Origin of the sequence: Treponema sp. Marseille-Q4132, from assembly GCF_014334835.1 — a bacterium.
Taxonomy (GTDB): Bacteria; Spirochaetota; Spirochaetia; order Treponematales; family Treponemataceae; genus Treponema_D; species Treponema_D paredis.
The window spans coordinates 1,174,669-1,192,718 of the sequence record NZ_CP060591.1 but is presented as its reverse complement, the minus strand read 5'-3'; the positions used below and the strand labels follow the sequence as shown (position 1 = coordinate 1,192,718).

Here is an 18,050-nt window from a genome sequence, read left to right as displayed (position 1 = left end):
GTAACCCTCATTCCCGCCGCCTCCGTTTAAACCTTCGTTTGCGGCGGGAACGCTTCGCGGCGCTCCACGCGGGCATAGGCCGGAACGGCAACGTACGACGTGTGTGCGATTGTACGAAGTGCGGGCGCTGTGCTATACTGGCACTATGAAACTTTGGCTCAAGTATTTGATCGGAGCGCTGCTCGGCGCCGCGCTTTCGTTTGCCGTACCGTCGACTTCGGAAGCGGCTTCTTCCGCACTCGCTTTTATTACGGAAGTGATCGTCAGATTCGGCAGATATATCGTCGTGCCGCTTATTTTTTTTACCGCGATGACGGCGGTCAACAAATTGCGCGAATCGAAGATGATTTTAAAAACCGGCATGTGGACGGCAGCCGTAACCGTCGTTTCGGCATTGCTTTTGACTTTTATAGGACTTGTTGCGATTTTGGCGATCCGACTGCCGCGCATTCCCATCACTGCGGACAAAGCCGCCGAAGCCGCTTCTCTCAACATAAACGATTTGATACGCTCTCTCTTTCCGTCGTCCGCTTTTGAAACGCTCATAAACGGTACGTTTTTGTTTCCCGCATTTTTGTTCGCGTGTTTTTCAGGCGGCGCGTGTACCGGCGATCAGGCGGCCTTTCGTCCGATCGTGACGATTACCGATGCGCTTTCGAAACTCTGCTACAATATCGTAACGCTCTTTACCGAAGTCCTTTCGATCGGCATGATAGCCGTCATGTGCAGCTGGGCGATACAATTTCGCACGGTCGTAACAGGCGGCACTTTCGTTCCGCTCATCCTCCTCCTGTTCGGCATATTCATACTTGTCGCGGGAGGCATCTATCCCGCGCTCTTGCATTATATTTGTCACGATCCGCACCCGTACCGCGTGCTCTATGCGAGCCTCTGTTCGATCATCACCGCGTTTTTCAGCGGCGATACGAACTTCGTGCTGCCGATCAACATGAGAGCGGGTAAAGAAAGCCTCGGCATACGGCGCAGGATCAACGGCATCGCATATCCGCTCTTTTCGATTTTTGCGCGCGGCGGGGCGGCGCTCATCGTGACGGTAGGCTTTGTCGTCATCTGGAGATCCTACGCATACATGACGATTCCCGTAAGCAATATCCTGTGGATTTACTGCATGTCGATCGGCTTGTCGTTTTTGCTCGGCGGACTTCCTGCAGGCGGCCCCTTTATCGCGCTTACGGTGCTGTGTACGCTTTACGGACGCGGCTTCGAAACGGGCTATCTCCTTTTGCGTCCCGTCGCGCCTATCCTCTGTTCGTTTGCCGCAGCATTCGACGTTTTAAGCGCAATGTTCGGAAGTTATATCGTCGGCGTCAAAACGCACCTGATAGAGCATCATTCGGTACAGCATTTTATTTGATACGGCTGCGGTGCCGGCAAAAAATTGCATATCCCGATTTTGAAATCCGCGCCGTTTAATATGACGGCGGGCTAAGCGTGCGCGCCGGCAAAGATTCTATACCTCGGTTTTGCAATCCGTGCCGTTTACTATGACGGCGGGCTAAGCGTGCGCGCCGGCAAAAAATCCTATACCGCAATTTTGCAATCTGTGCTATACTGTGCAGTACGGAGACAAGGCAAGGGCATCGGAAATGTATACACGGGAAAGAAGCGTATAATAACATGAAAAAGGCGGAACGCGAGGCAGCGGCACTGACACCGAGCCGCTCAGACCGAGTTTAAACTGGACGCTAAAATAGCGCGTCCGGTTTAACTCCAAGTTTGCGAAGCAAACTTGTGTATATACGTGTGCGCTTACGCGCACGAGTGCGGTATTTTCGAAAATTGATATTTTCTGCAATACCGCACTATAAGGGATGGCAAGCAATCTTTTGCTAAAAAGATTGCGCAGTCCGATTCCGATTACGGTCTGCCGCGGTGAACGGCAGGGCTGCTGCCGGGAGTGCAGCCGGCTTTTTATATTATACGTTGTTTTTAGCGAATATGGTTCCGGTGCCCTTGCCTTGATACGACTGTTCCGTACAATCTCAAGTGTAAAATCGGAGGCGTGAATGGGCGGCGATAATTACGTAATCGAAATGCTTCACATCAGAAAGGAATTTCCCGGCATCGTTGCGAACGACGATATCACGCTGCAGGTAAAATACGGCGAAATCCACGCGATACTTGGTGAAAACGGAGCGGGCAAATCGACGCTCATGAGCATTTTGTTCGGGCTCTATCATGCCGACGGCGGTACGATAAAAGTGCACGGCAAAGAAGCCGCCGTCAAAAATCCGAACGATGCGACGAGATGCGGCATCAGCATGGTGCATCAGCATTTTCAGCTTGTGCGCAATTTTACCGTCACCGAAAATATCATCCTCGGAAACGAAGGCGCCTTCGTGCTGCACCGAAGAGAAGCGTCGAAAAAAATTAAAGCGCTCAGTGAAAAATACGGACTCAATATCGATCCCGATATGAAGATCGAAGACATTTCCGTCGGCATGCAGCAGCGCGTCGAAATACTCAAAATGCTGTACCGTGACGCGCAGATATTGATTTTCGACGAACCGACGGCGGTGCTCACGCCGCAGGAGATCGACGATCTCATGCGGATTATGAAAAATCTCGCAAAGGAAGGTAAATCGATTATCCTCATTACGCATAAGCTCAATGAGATAAAGACGGTCGCCGACCGCTGTACGATTATCCGGCGCGGTAAAATGATCGGAGTTGTCGATGTCGCATCGACGAGCATGCAGGACATGGCGGCGAAGATGGTCGGCCGTCCGGTAAATTTTAAAGTCGATAAAGCGCCGTCACGTCCGGGCCGCGCGATCCTTGAAATAAAAAATCTCTCCGTCATGAATGCGAAAAACGTCGCCGGCGTCAAAAACTTTTCCCTTTCGGTACACGAAGGCGAAATCGTCGGGCTTGCCGGCGTCGACGGGAACGGGCAGAGCGAACTCGTCGAAGCGATCACGGGTTTGACGCCGATCGCAGGCGGTTCGATTTTTATCGACGGGGAAGACGCAAGCGCTTTTACAATCCGCGAACGCAACGAAAGCGGTATCGCGCATATTCCGGAAGACCGGCAAAAGCGCGGTATCATCCCGACCGAATCGATTGCGGAAAATATCGCCGTCAAAGATTTTTACCGTTGGCCTTTCAGCAAGCGGGGCATCCTCGACGACAAATATATCAATTCATACGCCGAAGACGTCGTCAATAATTTCGACGTCCGATCGGGCGAGGGGATAAAATCGCCTGCGGGAAAACTTTCCGGCGGAAACCAGCAAAAGCTCATCATCGGCCGCGAGCTTTCCGTAAAGCCGAAACTGCTCATCGCCGTTCAGCCCACTCGCGGGCTCGATGTCGGCGCGATCGAATATATTCACAAACAGATCGTCGCGCAGCGCGACAAGGGAAACGCCGTCCTGCTCGTTTCGCTCGAACTCGACGAAGTGTTCAATCTGTCGGATAAAATCGCCGTTATAAGCGGCGGCGAACTTATCGATATCGTAAAAACACAAGAAACGAACGAACACGCGGTCGGTCTTATGATGGCGGGCGTCAAACACGGAGGAGATCACCGATGAAGCACGGGGCAACTCATATCGAAAAAAACGGAAAAGCAAAAAAACGGAAGGGTGAAAAAAACGAAGAGTGGAAAAGCGGCCCGTTTTTAATTGCGTTGAGCGCCGTCGTGCTCGGTCTTATAGCGGGCGGTATTCTCATGGCGGTTATCGGAGAAAATCCGATCGAAGCGTATCTCTATATGTTCCGCGGCAGCCTTATGAATTCGGAGCGCGTCGGAAACATGATCGCCGTTTCGACGACGCTGTTTTTTACCGGCCTCGCATTTGCGTTCGCGTATAAAACGGGCTTGTTCAATATCGGCTGTTCCGGGCAAATGCTCGCGGGCGGCATAGTCGCGACGATAGCGGCGCATTATCTCTTTTTGCCGCGTCCGCTGTATCTCATTGCATTGATCCTGTGCGCAGCGCTCGGCGGCGCTCTGTGGGCCGCGATCCCCGGTTTTTTTAAAGCGAAATTCAACGTGCACGAAGTCGTATCGACGATCATGATGAATTGGATCGCATATTGGAGCGTGTATTATTATATTCCCGCATATCTCAAAGGGCCGTCGCTCGAAACGGAAAGCTCCGCGATCGCCGTAACGCAGTCGCTCCGTACTCCGTGGCTTACGAATCTCTTTGCGGGTTCCACGTATATCAATTTAAGCGTTTTTATTGCGGTCATCGCCCTCGTCGCCGTGCAGTTTTGCTTGGGTAAAACGACGCTCGGCTTCAGTTTAAAAGCCGTCGGTGCAAATAAAAGCTGCGCGGAATATGCGGGCATCAGCGTCAATTCGAGCATCATTTTGTCCATGATGATTTCGGGCGCGCTTGCGGGATTGGCCGGTCTTTCTTACTACACGGGCTATTCGCTCAATATGCAGATCGGCGTCATGCCTTCTCAAGGTTTCGACGGCATAGCGGTCGCTTTACTCGGCGCTTCGACGCCCGTCGGCGTTTTGCTCGCGTCGGTATTTTTCGGCATACTGCAGTCGGGTAAAGGATTTATGAACGCGATGACGTCCGTTCCGCCTGAAATCGCCGACACGATCATCTCCGTCATCATTTACTTTACCGCCACGAGCATTTTGTTCGAACGGCTGTGGAACGGCGTTTTCCGTGCCATGCGCGGAAAGCGGAAAGAAAATAATAACAATTCCGACAGCGCGCAGCGTACGGCGCAGGGAGGCCGCTGATATGTGGGAACTTTTTTCGCAGATTTTTCCGTACGTCATCGCATATACGATTCCCATGCTCGTTACGAGTTTGGGCGGTCTCTACAGCGAACGTTCCGGCGTTACGAACTTGGGGCTTGAAGGACTCATGCTTTCAGGCTATTTCGGAAGCGCATTCGTCATCAAACTCACCGAAAACGTATTGCCGCACGGCGCCTATACCGCCCTCGGTTTGGCGGCGGGAATATTGTGCGGTATGCTCGTCGCTTCGCTTCACGCGTTCGCATCGATCAATCTGAAAGCCGATCAGACGATTTCCGGAACGGCGATCAATATGCTCGCGGCCGCTCTCACCGTATACGTCGCGCGCCTCGTCACCGGAAGCGGCAATATTCCTATCGTCATGGGCATCGTGCGCGATGACATTCCGTTTCTTTCAAAAATTCCCGTACTCGGCGCGCTGTTTTTTTCGCGCTCGTACTGGTCGACGTGGCTCGTGCTTGCCCTTTGGGGATTTTCGTTTTGGCTTTTATACAGCACATCGTTCGGTTTGCGTCTGCGCGCCTGCGGCGAACACCCGTCGGCGGTAGAAAGCGCGGGCATCAACGTGCGCAGGATGCGCTGGTTCGGAGTGCTCGCAAGCGGTGCGCTTTCGGGGCTCGGCGGCGGCGTTATGCTCGTCACGTACAGCGGCGAGTTCAACGGCAGCGTCGCGGGTCTCGGCTTTTTGTCGATCGCGGCGCTCATCTTCGGGCAGTGGAAGCCGCTCGGTATTTTAGGCGCGACGTTCTTTTTCGGATTTTTTACGACGCTTGCAAATGTGTCGCAGGCGATCCCCGCGCTCAACGTCGTGCCGACGGTCATCTTCAAAGTGTTTCCGTACATCGTTACGCTTGTCGCGCTCGTCTTTTCATCGAAGCACATGTCCGCGCCTGCAGCCGACGGAATTCCGTATTGAAATCTTTGCCGGAAACGAGGTCTCTTTTTCGGCAAAATTGTTTGTCTTAAATTAGCCCAATATTCCCATTTCCGCCAAAATGATCGAAGCTGCGGCCGTCGCCGCGGTTTCCGTGCGCAAAACCCGTTCACCCATCGAACAGCGCGTATAAGCGCAGTTTTCGAAGCGCGCGCGCTCGTCATCCGTCCATCCCCGCTCGCTTCCGATCGCCGCGATAACGGGACACGGAAAAAGTTTTTCACCCTTCTTTTTCGAAAGAAAGGCCGTAAGCGAAAGAGGCGCGTTTACGTTATCGAGCGCAATTTTAATAGCACTCTCTTTATCCGCGGCGGCAATACATTCGGCAAGCGTTTTATGCAGCGAGAGGCAAGGCACGTGCGTGCTTCCCGCCTGAGCCGTTCCGTCGAGGAGCATTTTATACGCCGCCCCCCGCTCGACAAGCGACGAGTGCATATAGGATTTTTCACCGAGTTCCGTCCCCGTCAAAAAAATGTGCGAAGCGCCGAGACCCGCGACGTCGCGCAAAAGACGCTTGAGCTGGATCGGGCGCGGAAAGCCGACGATGAGCGTAAGGGGCGAAAGCTCTTTTCCGTCCGTTTCGGGCGTAAACGAAAACCGTATGGCCCCTCCTTCCGTTCCGGAGCTTATATCCGTAATCAAAGCCTTTCCCGCCATTCCTCCGATGACGCCTGCGCTGAATGTGTCGCCCGTTTTTTTGTGAAGGATCTTTACGATATGCCGTGCGCGTTCGTCGCAAAGCGGAAGCGGATTATTGATTTCGTCGGCGGTAAAAAGACAGATATTCATAATTTTAAAAACGGCGCAAATACGTCTCAAAAAAGTTTTTTGGCGTTATTTAAAAGCCGCCGCGGGAAAATCCTAATTCAATCGGTCGATTTAATCAAGCGCAAAATCGTGCTATAATGACGCCATGCGAAAAAATCGATTCGACGATATGACGTGGCCCCTTATGCTGTCTGCGTTTCCGAAAAATACGGATTTTCCGATCGCCTCATATCACCGTATCCTCTCTGCGGATTTTCCCGAATTTATTAATAATTATATCGATCTCCCGGTTTTGCAGCGGCTTTCGGGTATCGGGCTTTTGTGCGGCACGGATTGGACGCCGCTCTATCGGAATCGATTTTTTTATTCAAGGCTCGATCACAGCATCGGAGTCGCGCTCATACTGTGGCACTTTACGCACGACAGGGCTGAAACGCTCGCGGGTCTTTTGCACGATGTTTCGACGCCCGTTTTCAGTCACGTTGCCGATTTCAGAAACGGAGACGCGCTCACTCAGGAATCGACGGAAAACGAAAACGAAGCGATGATCCGAGACGACGATGCCCTTTGTGCCATGCTGAAATCCGACGGTATTTCGATCGATGCCGTCGCCGACTATCACGTCTATCCGCTTGCGGACAACAAGCTCCCGCGTCTCTCGGCGGACAGACTTGAATACATGTTCCCTTCGGGCGCCTCGCTCGAAGGAAGCTGGACGCTTTCCGAAATCGCGGAAGCGTACGGGGACATCGCGATCTGCATCAACGAAGACGGAGAGAGCGAACTCGGATTTCGAACGCAAAAAATTGCGGAAGCCTACTGTGAAAAGACTTGCCGCACGGGACACATTCTGCAGCTCAACGAAAACAAACTTGCGCTCAAGCTGCTTTCGGATATCGTCGACCGCGCGATCGCGATCGGTTTGATTTCCGAAAAAGACTGTTATGAAAAAACCGAGCGCGAAATCATCGGACGATTCGATTCGTTCAGCGAAAGCGTACAAAGCGAAAATGCGGCGAACGATAATGTACACGGCGAAGCTGAGGCGTGCGGGGATTTGTATAGCGAAAATGCGGCCGGCGGCAACCGTGATGTAGTGTGCGCCGCTTCCTGTAACGCACATACGGCTTCCGATACGCCAAGTGAAGATTTTTTTGACGACACCGCTTGCCCGAGCCCATCCGATTTTTCTCCGCAGAGAGAATTTATTAAACGCTGGCGAACGTTCCGAACGATGACGCGCATCGAACATACGGAAGACGCGATGGAAAATCACTTTTGCGTATCGCTCGACGTAAAGATGCGCTATATCGACCCGCTCGTCATATATGGAGGCGGCGCAGGTGCAGGGAGCGCGCGGCGGCTTACGAGCGTTTCAAAAAAATCGGCCGATCTCATCGAAGATTTTCTTTTATGGCGCGATACGAAATACGGATGCGCCGCGTACGCACTTCCTCTGCGCTTTGCGGAAAAATATTACTAGCTATAAAGCAAAAAATACTGTAAAATAATATTCATGTCGGATTTATTGAGCGATTCGGAATTTGAAATGTTCCGTAAAGTTATCTATGACGAAAGCGGTATCACATTTTCCGGTACGAACCGTTCCGTTTTGGACAGCCGCATCAGAGAACTTTTACGGCAAAAAAAACTCGACTCCGTAGCGAAATATTATACGCTGATTTTACAAGATAAAGAAGAGATGAAAGAGATGCTCGATTCTGTAACGACGAATCTGACGCATTTTTTTCGGACTCAGCCTCATTTCGATGCGCTTATCAATTATGTCGTACCGCATCTCATCGATTATAAAAAGCAGCACGGATCCGATGTGATACGCGTGTGGAGTGCAGGCTGCTCGACGGGCGAAGAACCGTATACGATTGCCATGATTTTAAAAACGATTTTACCTCCTCAGTTTACGTTTAAAATCACCGCGTCCGATATTTCCCTCAAATCGCTCATGGTGGGGCGGCTCGGTTTTTATGCGGACAACCGTGTGGATGGCGTGCCTGCCGACTACCTTGCGAAATATTTTACAAAATCGTCGGGCGGATATCAAATCAATCGCGATATCATGGACACGATCAATTTCGATTATCATAATCTCAGCCACGATTCGGGAAAACACGATTTCGATATTATATTTTGCCGCAATGTGCTTATCTATTTCGATGAAGCGGCGCAGACGGCGGTCATTAAGCGGTTTTGGGACGCAATGTCGCCGCATTCATATCTTTTTATCGGGCATTCGGAATCGCTTTTCGGCATGAAAACCAAATTCGAATTTTTAAAAACCGACTGGGCGTGTTTGTACCAAAAAATGGAATAACGCCGGACGGGGACATATTAAAACAGGAAGATAAAAATGGACAACATCGAAGTACTTATTTGCGATGACTCCGCGTTGATGCGAAACCTCGTGTCGCGGATCGTTGAAGGCACGGACGGTTTGCACGTTGCGGCGACCGCGATGAACGGACAGTTTGCCGTCGATAAAATTCCGCTCGTAAAACCTGATGTAATTATTCTCGATATAGAAATGCCGGTGATGAACGGCGTCGAATTTTTAAAAGAACGTAAAAAGCGCGGATGGGATATTCCCGTCATCATTTTGTCGAGCCTCGCAACGGAGGGAGCGGCCGTTACGATGGAATGTCTCGAACTCGGCGCAAGCGATTTTATTACAAAACCCGGCGGTGCCATTTCGACCGATTTGACGGAAGTTTCCGAACATCTTGTCGAACTGATCGCTTCTTACGGCAGCGTGTATGCGCAGAAACACGGAAAAGAGACGTACGAGCCGGAATATTTTTCGCATCAGCTGAAGATGCGCGAAGCCGAGCGGTTCGTCGCCGAAAAAAAAGGCATCGACTCTTCGAAAAATCCTGCGATTGCGCCCGCGCTGTGGAATGCTGAAAAAAATAAAGAGCCCGCCGTCGTTACGCCGATCCGCGAAGGCGGCCGCATCGAAGTCGTTGCGATCGGGATTTCCACGGGAGGCCCGAACGCGCTCCGCGATATTTTTAAAGATATCGACGTGCGCTTTCCCCTGCCGATCCTCGTCGTACAGCATATGCCGGCGGGCTTTACCTCCGAATTCGCAAACAGCCTCGACCGAATTTGTCCGCTCGACGTTACGGAAGCGAAAGACGGAGATATTATTTTGCCCGCTCACGTCTACATCGCGCCGGGCAATTATCATATCTATGTCGTGCGTCAAGGAACGGACTTGGTCATTAAGCTTTCGCAGGATCCGCCGAGAAACGGGCATCGTCCTTCCGCCGATTACCTTTTCGAATCGGTTGCGAAGATTTACCAAAACCGTGCGCTCGGCGTCATCATGACGGGTATGGGAAGAGACGGAGCTGCGCAGCTTGCCGAAATGCGCAAACAGGGCGCGTGGACGCTCGGTCAGGACGAAGCGTCGTCGATCGTATACGGTATGCCGAAAGTCGCGTGGGAATTGGGGGCGGTACAGGAGCAAGTACCGCTTGATCGCATGGCCGGAAAAATCAACGAACTCGTTCGCGCGCATTCGAAGTAAGCGTCTCCAATAAAAGAAAAACGGCTTGGCCGTTTTTCGACTCCCGACTTATTCGGCGCCCGCGTTATTGATATTTCGGTAAATTGTAATACCGTCGGGGGCTGTCCAAAAACTTCAGTTTTTGGACAGCTTCCTTGATTTTATGTGCGACGTTTAAAATTAAGTCATTATAATATAAAGACTTAATTTTAAACTCGACAGGCTGTCGAGAAAGTAACCGACTTTTGAGACAGCCCCACGTCGGTAGTCGCGTTATTGATACACGGCTGCGATGTCGAGTTTTTCGGGATTCCTTCTTTTTTTTGCGGCGAGCATGACGGAAAAACCCGAGGCAAAAAGGAAAACGAGTACGCAGAGAGAACGCAGCTGTTCGGTCGCGCTGACATTGAACAAAGATGCGATCGGGGATGCTACGAAAAATCCTATGACGGCGGCAAGTACGGGAAGGGCGAGCGATAAAAAGCTCTGCCGAACTTCATCTTTTGCGGACAGTCCGATGCGTACTTTTTGACCGGGCTTTACGTCGAATCGTTTTGTGTTTGCCACGGTGATGTGCAATGCGCATGATTTGCAGTTCGCGTGACAGGTTGCGCACGCGCTGCCGTTTTCCGCAGGCGTTACGGTAACGGTATTCGAATCCGCTGCGGTGACGATGTATTCGGTATTCATTTCGGTACTCCGTGTTTTTCGATTTCTTTCATACGTCTTGAGCATTCTTTCGCGCCGTTTTCGTTTTCGAGTTCTTTGTACGTGTCGCGAAGATTGAAGAGCGCATCGTAATAATACGGATTGAGCGCGACTGCGTGTTCGAACGCGTCGCAGGCTGCAGTAAGCATTTGCCGGTTAAAGTAGATGACGCCGAGCGTATTCCACAGATGCGGATTTTCCGGATTGTAGGCAAGTCCTTCTTCACAATAATAAAGCGCCGCTGCAAAATCGCCGAGTCCGAAGCACACGAGTGAAAGCGCTTCGACGATTTCTTCATCGGTATAGTTTTGCGCATAGGCTTTTGTAAGCGCGCCGCGTGCATTTGCCAAATTGCCCGCGTCGCGGTACGTGATGCCGAGGTTGAACCACAAAAGAGAATTGTCGTTTTCTATAGTGAGCGCGCGCACAAAGCATGCGATCGCTTCGGTGTAGTCTCCGTGCGAAGCGAGGATGATCGCCTGATTGTTGAGCTTTTCCGCAGTTTCGTTAAGCATGCTTTTTATCTGTCTCCTGTTTTTTTATCATTGAAGCGAATAAATCGACGATCAGCTCTGCCGTTTCGGATTTTCCCGATACATCGTAAAGGGAAGCGAGTTCGGCGCTCTTTTCGCCGACAAGCGTTTTTCCTTTTTCAAACGCCTTTTCGACGGCGCCGCTTCGTTCGATAAGCGAAATACACGCTTCGACCGCAGGCGAATCGATGCCGTCTTTCTGCGCTTCGGCAAAATACCCTGCGATGCGCGCTTTATCTTCGGGATGCGATTCTATGTGAAGCAGCACCGGCAGACTTTTTTTTCCTTCGACGATATCGTCGCCCCGTTTTTTGCCGGGGTTTCCCGTCGTGAGATTTTGTACGTCGTCGAGTATTTGAAAAGCCTCCCCGATTTCGGCGGCAGTCTTTCCGGCACGTTCCATCTCTTCGCCGCTTCCGCCGCCTGCGAAGGTACCCGCTTTTGCCGCAAGCGAAGCGAGGGTTCCCGTTTTATTTTGTACCATCGCCGAATATTCTTCGATCGACGGAAAAAGCTCCCGATTTTTGTGCCACAAAATATCGGCCGCCTGACCGAGGTGGAGTCGGCGCACTTCGTTTGCGTAAAGTGCGTAGAGTTTCGCCTTTACTTCGGGGGAGACTGCGAGTCGGTCGATGCACAGGGGCGCTTCGAAATAAAGCCACGAAGCCGCATTGAGCGCGGCGTCTATGCCGTAGACGATGTGCGCTGCGGGCTTTCCTCGCCGCATATCGGACGAATCTTCGATATCGTCGTGGATGAGGCTCGCCGTATGCACGAATTCGACGAGCGGAGCAAGCGAATACGTTTCGTTTTCATTAAGAAGCGAGCGGCTGCCGTAAAAAGAACGCGCGTGTTCTGCGCACAGCACGAGCAAAAGCGGGCGCCAGCGTTTTCCTCCGAGCGCGATGAGGCTTTTGCAAGGGGCGGTGAGGCAGTCGATGTGTGTGTCCCGAACGCCGCTTGAAAGCGAGCCGAAAGAGGCGAACTTCCACGCCGCATCCGATGCGAGCGCGTTTTCGAGAGAAGCTTCGATCCGTGCAAGGCGTGAAGAAAATACGCTGTCCATATATATAATATACAACATTAACGGAGTGCAAACAACGCCTTTCTTTGGAGGCGCGCAGCGTTGCGGCTTCTTAAAAAATGCGCTGTGTTCACGTTACGCCTACGCCCGACCGGAGTAACGCGAAGCGGACGCGAATGCGGCCGGAGCGGAAGCGGAGTTACGGAGGGCGGGATGGCAGATACGTGCCGTCCCTCATGAAATATCCTTCTTTTGCCGAAATTAATATGATATGTCTGCAAAACAATCGAAGGCTTATGCGGAGCCGGATTTTTGGTCGAAAAAAGCGTTTTCCGAAGGGTACCCCGCGCGGTCGGTGTACAAGCTGCAGGAGATCGACGAAAAATTCGATTTTATTCCGAATCCGAAAAATTGTACCGCCCTCGATTTGGGCGCGGCTCCGGGCAGCTGGACGATGTTTTTACTGCGGAAGTTTAACGGGGAAGGACATATCGTTTCATGCGATTTGAACGAGCTTGCAAAAAACGTCAAAGGCGATAATTTGACCTTTATTCAAGGCGATTTGAATGAAAAAACGGTCAGAGAAAAGATAGGTGCGCTCGGGCCTTACGATATCGTCGTGAGCGATGCCGCTCCGCTTACGACGGGCAACCGCATCGTCGATACGGCGCGCTCGGAACAGCTGGTCGATATGGCGCTGTGGTATGCGGAGTCCATGCTGAAAACCGGCGGCAATATGGCGGTAAAGATTTTTCAAAACGGCAGCCAGCAGATGCTGCTGCAAAAGATGCGCGGCATGTTCGAATCGGCGAAGGGGTTTAAACCCGCCGCATGCCGTTCCGAATCGTTTGAAACTTATCTTGTCGGTATCGGAAAAAAGTGATGTACCGCGGGGTGAACGATGAGTGCGAGGCGGTGCTGCCGCACTACTTGCAATGAGAGCGAAGTTTTCCGCGCAAAGAGCAGAACTGCTGTCGAAAGTGCGGCAGGCCTGCTGCCGGAAGTGCGGTGGATCGGGCGCTCGATTGATATTTGCGGTAATTTGAGGTAAAATCCATGTTTATAGACGGTTTGAAAAAAACGGCGGATGTTATGATAAAAAAGCTGCGGAATGTATTTTATACGCTCATTCCTTCATCGGCGGGCAGGCTTGTGTTCCGCAGTATTGCGGCATTTTGTATCGGAGCTACCGTCTGTGCCGCAGGAGCTTCTCTTGCCGGCGGCGCTCGAACCGAAAACGGCGTCGGCGGACTTGAAACGCCGGGCGTTCCGAAATTTTCCGAAGATGTCCTCTCTGTTACCGACTCTTCTGCTTCCGATGAAGATATCGCTTCCGCCGCCGCGCTGCTTCCTGAAAGCGAAACGGCGGCAAAAGAGCTTACGTATTTTACTTACCGCGTCAAATCCGGCGATATGATCGGCGTCATTGCCGATACCTTCGGCGTAACGCAGGATACGATTATCAGCGTAAACGCCATCCGTCAATCGCGCCTTTTGCAGGTAGGGCAATATTTGAAGATTCCGTCGATGCCCGGCATCTTGTATACGGTCAAACAAAACGGCGAAACGCCCGAAACGGTCGCAGCGAAATTCGAAGTGAGTGCGGATAAGTGTGCGCTTGTCAATTCGCTTTCCAAAACTGCGGCAATGGATTCCGGCGTTACGATTTTCGTTCCCGACGCGGAACTCGATTGGGTTACAAAACAGGAAATAAACGGAGACTTGTTCAGGCGGCCGCTGCACGGACGGTACTGGCTTTCGTCGTATTACGGATGGCGGAAGAGTCCTTTTACCGGCTCGCGCACCTTTCATTCTGGTATCGATATGGCCGCTCCTCACGGTACGTCGGTGTATGCCGCGCTTCCGGGGCGCGTTGCTGCCGTCGGCTACAACGAAACTTACGGCAATTATGTCATCATCTCTCATCATTCGGGGTATCGGACGCTTTACGGTCACATGAGCGCGGTAACTGTCGTGCGCGGACAAAACGTCGACATGAATACGCGCATCGGCCGTGTCGGCAATACGGGGTTGAGTACGGGTCCGCACTTGCACTTTACGGTTTTTAAAGGCGGGAAGACGGTGAATCCGCTCGGCTTGCTGCGATAGGCTTATTAAAATATACTTGAAATTACAGCACAATAGCCGTATAGTTAATATATAAACGAGTACGGGAGATGTAATATCTATGTCGATGACGTCTACTTTCAGTATAAAAATGGACTCCGATATTAAAAAACAAAGCGAGTCTCTGTATAATGCTCTCGGTCTCAATTTAACGACGGCGATCAATGTTTTTCTCCGAAAGTCCATACAAGCGGGTGGATTTCCGTTTGACGTGCGCTTGGATACCTGCAACGACGAAACATTGCAAGCGATAAAAGAAGCGGATGTCATACACGATGAAATAAAAAACGGGCACAGGATTCCGTTTGCTTCGTGGCAGGAAGCAAAAAAAACTTTGGCGGAATGAAATATCGGTTTGAATATACGACGAAATTTAAAAAAGATTATCGTAAACTTACCGATCAAAAGATTATCCGCGAACTTGATATCGTTATCGATAAACTTTTGAACGGCGAAACGCTCGAAGCAAAATATCAAGATCATCCCTTGCTTGGTAATTACAAGGGATGCCGTGACTGTCATATCCGTCCCGATGTGGTTTTAATTTATAAAAAAGAAGAAGATATCTTAGTTTTGACTGCTTTACGGGTCGGCACGCACAGTGAATTATTTTAAAACCAAGTAAAAAAAATCCAAAAACGCGCTTGGATTTTTAACGGACTCTGTCACGTGTTTACGTTTCGCGCTTCGCTTCCGGCACGGCGAGTACGATCGTGCATCCCTTTCCCGCTTCGCTTTCGGCGTGCACCGTTCCGCCGAGCGCGCTCATAATACTTTTTACGATCGACAATCCCAATCCCGCGCCTCCTCCGCTTCTTTCGTGCGCTTCGTCTTCGCGGTAAAACCGTTCGAAGATATGCGAAAGCGCACCGGCTGCGATGCCCGGTCCGTCGTCGGAAATCGCGATATCGCAAAAGCCGTCCGATTCGGAGCGCGCGGATGAAAGCTTTATGCTCGCTTTTTTGCCCGCAAATTTTATGCTGTTGGAAATCACAATCGTACACGCTTCGTAGAGCAGCTCTTCGTCGGTATAAACCTTTTGCACGCCTATGTGTTTTTTGAATGACGCTTCGGGAGCGTACGCTTTCGTATTTTCGGCGAGCCGTTCGAAAAGGGTGGGGATATCGATGAGCTTTGCATGCAATGTAATACGTCCGTTTTCGAAGCGTGAAATTTCGAGCAGATTGCCGACGATCGCTTCCATCGAATGCGCTTCGCGGATCAGCGAGGAAAGCGATTTTTCAAGCTGCGCGGGATCGTTTTTTCCCCAACGGCGCAAAAGGTTTGCGTGTCCGAGCATGACGGCGATCGGTGTTTTCAATTCGTGTGACACGTCGGCGGTAAACTGCCGTTCGCGTTCGAAATCGGATTGGAGACGCGAAAGCAGATCGTTTAAAGTTTGCGCGAGGATGTCGAAATCGCCGCCGCTGCCTGAGACGGGCAGGCGTTCGCCGAGCCGTGAAACGCTGATTTTCTTCGCCGCATCGGTCATGACGCGTACGCTTTTCATCGTGCGTTTTGCGATAAAAAGAGAAGCGATATATGAGATGATGAGCAGCGGGATGCTTACCGGTACGAGGATGTAGGGCAGATCGGCGAGTATCGATTCGGCAGTATCGGAATCCATATTGAGCGCCGTTTCGATAACGAAATCCTGCGAGTCGGAGGGGCGGGCATAGTATAAAATATTCAAATCGCCGTCCGAAAAATAATTTTTCGCCGTATAGCGCAGGGCTTTTTTCGGCGTCGGAGGAAGCACGGGCAAAAACGGATCGTTCGTCGCGAGAACTTCTTTCGTGCCGCTTTCATATACGCAAAACGTGATGTAGTACGGAAGAGCGTCCTCCGCTTCCCTTACAAGACCTTTGGCTAGCGATTCGCCGACAGACTGTGCCGCCGAAACGAGTTCGCGGTTTTGCCTCTGCCTCGTATGCGCGCGGAGGAGCAGGATGATACCGACGGAAAACAAAGCGACGATGACGGCGAGCAAAAGCGAAAACTTGAGGGCGAGCTCGCGCACCGTCGACACGCGCATCGATATGCCTGAGGCCGCACTTTGTTTTACCGTATTCGTTTTTGTGCGTGCGATTTGCTCCGTCGCGTTTGCCTGTATCCGTTCCGCCGCTTCTTTCGGCGGGGCGATATTATTAATTTTCATCTTCCGAGTCCCGCATAACGTATCCTGCGCCGCGTACGGTCGAAATGTATTCTTCGCCCGCTTTGTCGTCGATCTTCGCGCGGAGATAGCGCACATATACGTCGACCGAATTTTCGTCGATGTAGTGATTTTCTCCCCACACCGTGCCGATGATTTTGTCGCGGCTCAAAACGATGTTTTTGTTTTCGATAAACGTTTTGAGCAAAAAGTATTCCGTCTTCGACAAAGCGATACGCTCTTTGTTTACCGTTACTTCCATACTGCCGGGGTCGAGTTCCATACCGCGAAGCTTCAGCTTTTTAGCGTCGTGCGCTTCGTTTCTGCGCATGACGGCTCTCATGCGCGCGAGCAGCTCTTCGATTTCGAAGGGTTTTGCAAGATAGTCGTCCGCTCCCGAATCGAGCCCGCTCACTTTGTCGAGCGTATCGCCGCGCGCGGTGAGCATGATGACGGGAAGGCGTGACGTCTTTCTGATACGGCGGAGCACTTCGAGTCCGTTCAATTTCGGAAGCATGATATCCAGCAGTACGATGTCGGGAGCGTCGCTTTCGAAGAGCTCGAGCGCCTTTCTTCCGTCCGCCGCGTGCCGAACTTCAAATCCTTCGTGTTCGAGTTCGAGCCGCAAAAAATCCGCGATGCCTTCGTCATCTTCTACGATAAGAATGCGCGCCATCGATCGCCTCCTTGAAATCCTCTGTGCCGTTTTAATCTTCTTCGAAACGTATGTATTCGCCGCAGATACCGGTATTCGCATCTTGAGGATGAGCGCCCTGCATGTGACCGGAAGGATCGGTATGCATACCGTTTTGCCCGTCGTTCGGTCGTGCATTGCGCGGACGGACATTGCGCATTTCGCCGTGTCCCCCGTCGTGCATTTTTTTCGGCATCGCGTTTACAAAACGGAATTCGTATTCTCCGTCGATTTTCAAGTCGGGAAAATCCGTCCGATAAAGCGGAATCGCGTTAAAGCTTTTCGCATCCGGCAAATCGATTCGGAACGGCCGATCGCGTCGCTCATGCGCATCGAATATAAAATCTTTGCGAAGGAGTATTTTTATTTTCGTTCCCGCTTTATTGAAAACGAGACGCGTGTCGGGCGGCAGCGGCTTACCGTTTATGCGGATGAACTCGTTTCGCAGCGTACGCGGATCGGGAGGGATATTGAATTTGATTTCGATTTCGATACGATCGTTTTCTTCGTTTTCGCTTTCGATTTTCGTAACGTAAAACAGATCGTCGGCGCCGCTCATGCGCATACCGCGGTACGGGCGCGCACCCTTGGGGTCTCGTGCGTTTTGAGAAAGTGCGATCGTACAGCATATAAAAAATATAAGCGCCGCCGTGCCGGTGATTTTTTTACCCGTGACCATAGTTTCATCATACGGTATTTTCGCCGTTTTGTATCGCCGTTTCAGATTAAAATTTTTTAATCTTTTTCCAATGCTCCGTTCATGATACAAGGTGCGGAAATCGCTATATTTTACGTCGGACGGTGCGAACACCGTACTACATTTTTTTG

General features: G+C 51.4%; 18 protein-coding genes. 11 read left to right on the top strand and 7 right to left on the bottom strand.

All coding sequences use genetic code 11. The features are described 5' to 3' along the window. Positions 1-145: 145 nt before the first annotated feature. From H9I35_RS05505 to H9I35_RS05490, 4 genes are all read left to right on the top strand, one after another. Positions 146-1,375, top strand: coding sequence for a dicarboxylate/amino acid:cation symporter (locus tag H9I35_RS05505; protein ID WP_187420568.1), 1,230 nt, complete (start codon positions 146-148; stop codon positions 1,373-1,375). A 652-nt stretch (positions 1,376-2,027) separates the two neighbouring features. Then, complete coding sequence (locus tag H9I35_RS05500) at positions 2,028-3,557, top strand: ABC transporter ATP-binding protein (RefSeq protein ID WP_187420567.1); 1,530 nt, start codon at positions 2,028-2,030, stop codon at positions 3,555-3,557. Then, entirely contained in the window at positions 3,554-4,732 is a 1,179-nt protein-coding gene (locus H9I35_RS05495; protein WP_252722732.1) for an ABC transporter permease, read from the top strand. The genes H9I35_RS05500 and H9I35_RS05495 overlap by 4 nt, the downstream gene beginning before the upstream one ends. A 1-nt stretch (position 4,733) precedes the next feature. Then, entirely contained in the window at positions 4,734-5,669 is a 936-nt protein-coding gene (locus H9I35_RS05490) for an ABC transporter permease (protein WP_187420566.1), read from the top strand. Positions 5,670-5,720: 51 nt separating this feature from the next. Here the strand turns inward: H9I35_RS05490 and H9I35_RS05485 are convergent, their stop codons facing one another. Further along, complete coding sequence (locus H9I35_RS05485) at positions 5,721-6,476, bottom strand: RsmE family RNA methyltransferase (protein ID WP_187420565.1); 756 nt, start codon at positions 6,474-6,476, stop codon at positions 5,721-5,723. Positions 6,477-6,600: 124 nt separating this feature from the next. Here H9I35_RS05485 and H9I35_RS05480 point away from each other — a divergent pair, with 124 nt between their 5' ends. From H9I35_RS05480 to H9I35_RS05470, 3 genes are read left to right on the top strand one after another with little or no spacing between them, the layout of a single operon-like run. Next, complete coding sequence (locus tag H9I35_RS05480) at positions 6,601-7,938, top strand: hypothetical protein (RefSeq protein WP_252722731.1); 1,338 nt, start codon at positions 6,601-6,603, stop codon at positions 7,936-7,938. Between the two features lie 33 nt (positions 7,939-7,971). After that, entirely contained in the window at positions 7,972-8,787 is an 816-nt protein-coding gene (locus H9I35_RS05475) for a CheR family methyltransferase (RefSeq protein WP_187420564.1), read from the top strand. Positions 8,788-8,823: 36 nt separating this feature from the next. Continuing rightward, complete coding sequence (locus tag H9I35_RS05470) at positions 8,824-10,002, top strand: protein-glutamate methylesterase/protein-glutamine glutaminase (RefSeq protein WP_187420563.1); 1,179 nt, start codon at positions 8,824-8,826, stop codon at positions 10,000-10,002. Between the two features lie 252 nt (positions 10,003-10,254). Here H9I35_RS05470 and H9I35_RS05465 read toward each other — a convergent pair whose 3' ends face one another. From H9I35_RS05465 to H9I35_RS05455, 3 genes are read right to left on the bottom strand one after another with little or no spacing between them, the layout of a single operon-like run. Then, positions 10,255-10,671 (bottom strand): SoxR reducing system RseC family protein, encoded by a 417-nt coding sequence (locus H9I35_RS05465; RefSeq protein ID WP_187420562.1) that lies wholly within the window; start codon positions 10,669-10,671, stop codon positions 10,255-10,257. Then, positions 10,668-11,204, bottom strand: coding sequence for a tetratricopeptide repeat protein (locus H9I35_RS05460; protein WP_187420561.1), 537 nt, complete (start codon positions 11,202-11,204; stop codon positions 10,668-10,670). The genes H9I35_RS05465 and H9I35_RS05460 overlap by 4 nt, the downstream gene beginning before the upstream one ends. Then, positions 11,197-12,288: a polyprenyl synthetase family protein gene (locus H9I35_RS05455; RefSeq protein WP_187420560.1), complete on the bottom strand. Its 1,092-nt coding sequence runs from the start codon at positions 12,286-12,288 to the stop codon at positions 11,197-11,199. Before H9I35_RS05455 ends, H9I35_RS05460 begins: the two co-directional genes overlap by 8 nt. A gap of 229 nt (positions 12,289-12,517) precedes the next feature. Between H9I35_RS05455 and H9I35_RS05450 the strand changes: the two genes are divergently transcribed. The 4 genes from H9I35_RS05450 to H9I35_RS05435 all read left to right on the top strand — a co-directional run bounded on the left by H9I35_RS05450 (position 12,518) and on the right by H9I35_RS05435 (position 14,988). Beyond that, positions 12,518-13,129 (top strand): SAM-dependent methyltransferase, encoded by a 612-nt coding sequence (locus H9I35_RS05450; protein ID WP_187420559.1) that lies wholly within the window; start codon positions 12,518-12,520, stop codon positions 13,127-13,129. Between the two features lie 209 nt (positions 13,130-13,338). Then, positions 13,339-14,355, top strand: a complete 1,017-nt coding sequence (locus H9I35_RS05445; protein ID WP_252722730.1) for a peptidoglycan DD-metalloendopeptidase family protein — start codon at positions 13,339-13,341, stop codon at positions 14,353-14,355. A 79-nt stretch (positions 14,356-14,434) separates the two neighbouring features. Further along, a complete protein-coding gene (locus tag H9I35_RS05440) occupies positions 14,435-14,719 on the top strand; it encodes a type II toxin-antitoxin system RelB/DinJ family antitoxin (RefSeq protein WP_187420557.1) in 285 nt (94 codons plus the stop codon). Continuing rightward, the gene (locus H9I35_RS05435; RefSeq protein ID WP_371809472.1) at positions 14,686-14,988 is read left to right on the top strand and encodes a type II toxin-antitoxin system YafQ family toxin; all 303 of its coding nucleotides are present in this window, start codon (positions 14,686-14,688) and stop codon (positions 14,986-14,988) included. The genes H9I35_RS05440 and H9I35_RS05435 overlap by 34 nt, the downstream gene beginning before the upstream one ends. 58 nt (positions 14,989-15,046) lie before the next feature. Here the strand turns inward: H9I35_RS05435 and H9I35_RS05430 are convergent, their stop codons facing one another. From H9I35_RS05430 to H9I35_RS05420, 3 genes are read right to left on the bottom strand one after another with little or no spacing between them, the layout of a single operon-like run. Beyond that, positions 15,047-16,531, bottom strand: a complete 1,485-nt coding sequence (locus H9I35_RS05430; RefSeq protein ID WP_187420556.1) for a sensor histidine kinase — start codon at positions 16,529-16,531, stop codon at positions 15,047-15,049. Then, entirely contained in the window at positions 16,521-17,204 is a 684-nt protein-coding gene (locus H9I35_RS05425; RefSeq protein ID WP_187420555.1) for a response regulator transcription factor, read from the bottom strand. The genes H9I35_RS05430 and H9I35_RS05425 overlap by 11 nt, the downstream gene beginning before the upstream one ends. 31 nt (positions 17,205-17,235) lie before the next feature. After that, entirely contained in the window at positions 17,236-17,901 is a 666-nt protein-coding gene (locus tag H9I35_RS05420) for a hypothetical protein (RefSeq protein ID WP_187420554.1), read from the bottom strand. Positions 17,902-18,050: the final 149 nt, after the last annotated feature.